Source organism: Bacillus sp. P4_D3 (genome assembly GCF_056401855.1).
On record NZ_JBFUIN010000869.1, the window covers coordinates 1 to 1,176 of the forward strand.

Sequence of the window (1,176 nt, forward strand, 5' to 3'; positions counted from 1 at the left end):
GATGGATAGTATCCTAAATGAGCGTAAAGAAATTCACACTATTGTATTAGATAGATCGATAAAATTTATAGCCCCAGAAATGATTGAACCAAGTATAGAAGCATTTGAAGTGCAGCAAATGGTTGATTTGTTAAACAACGCTAGAAAAGAATTGATGCGTTTCCTGAGTACAATAGAAGATGAATCTATATTAGCGAAAAAATCAGTGACGCATCCAGCTCTTGGAGAATTACTTCTTGATCAGTGGATAGAACTGATCTATTTGCATGAACAGCGTCATATAGAACAAATTAAAGAGATAAAATTGCTTTGTGGAGTTGAAAAGTAAACATCATTATCTATTTTTTGAGCGATTTGGGATAGCATCAAGGTTTCGAGTGATAAAATAGAAGTCCTGATTAAAATTATGATGAATTTAGTTGAAAGCAACCAATAATCAGAAGAAAATACGAAACTAGCAGATTTTACTCTTGAAGAGGAAACGAACATTCGAAAAAATGCTGAATCCGATATGCTGTATAAGTGTAACCCCGTCTTAAGTGGAGAGCGGGGTTATTATTTTTGGAAGTACATATACATCTACCGTTGGTTTAGCACTCTTCACACGTTTGAGCAAGAAGTATTTTGTCAGAAAACGATAAAATACAATTCTGTTAGGGGATATATGCATTTTATTCTCTTTATTTTTGCAGTTGAATTTTTCCGAATAATAAGTTACATTTTTAAAGTTCARGCAACTTTATGACAGTACAAAAAGGGGAGAAATATTGTTATTATGCAAAAAATGAAATGGAAGAACTATGTATGCTATTTTATTATTCTTATGCTTCTTGTAACAGCAGTAACAGTCAAACCAGCTATTTCTAAGGCTGAGGAATCTGATGTTAATATTACATTGTTAGGTACTGCAGATATTCATGGTAGATTTATGCCTTGGGATTATGCGCTTGATGGAGCAAATATGAGTGGAAGTTTGACGCAGCTTTATACGGTTATAAAGAAGGTACGTCAAGAAAATCCAAATACCATATTAGTAGATGCCGGGGATACAATTCAAGGAAACTCAGTAGAATTATTCAACGATAAGCCACAATCGCCAATGATGGTAGCGATGAATACAATGGGATATGACGCCTGGGCATTTGGAAATCATGAATTTAACTTTGGATTAGATAC

General features: G+C 33.9%; 1 protein-coding gene and 1 pseudogene. Both read left to right on the forward strand.

The features are described from left to right. Positions 1 to 328 (forward strand): annotated as a pseudogene (locus AC1DTM_RS27520) (DinB family protein); the annotation flags it as partial. A 447-nt stretch (positions 329 to 775) separates the two neighbouring features. Then, positions 776 to 1,176 (forward strand): metallophosphoesterase (locus AC1DTM_RS27525; protein ID WP_477001380.1); only part of this gene is annotated, 401 nt, incomplete at its 3' end.